Raw genomic sequence first — 261 nt, 5'->3', positions numbered from 1 at the left:
GCGATTCACTTTCTCTCTGTCCCCTCCCAATAAAAAAGGGGACAGAGAGAAAGTGAATCGCACCCGCACCCATGGCCGCCGCCGCCCTCCTCCGCCGCTCGCCGGCGGCGCGCGCCCTCCTGTCGCCCGCCCTCTCGGCCCGCCTCGTCGCGTCTAAGCCCCACTCCTCCGCCCCCGCGCCTCCATCCAAGGCCGCCGCCCCCAACACCAAGACCTTCTCGATCTACCGGTGGGACCCGGACTCGCCGTCGACGAAGCCGC

1 protein-coding gene is annotated in these 261 nt (G+C 69.7%); it reads left to right on the top strand.

Going from position 1 to position 261, the window contains the following annotated elements; translation table 11 throughout:
- Positions 1–71: 71 nt before the first annotated feature.
- On the top strand, positions 72–261 hold a 190-nt coding region (locus SM753_RS20825), incomplete at its 3' end, for a hypothetical protein (RefSeq protein WP_323192957.1).

Origin of the sequence: Halostella sp. PRR32 (assembly GCF_034808085.1) — an archaeon.
GTDB classification, from domain to species: domain Archaea; phylum Halobacteriota; class Halobacteria; order Halobacteriales; family Natronoarchaeaceae; genus Halostella; species Halostella pelagica.
Note: the sequence above shows the minus strand (reverse complement) of the source record. Positions and strands in the feature narration are given on the sequence as shown.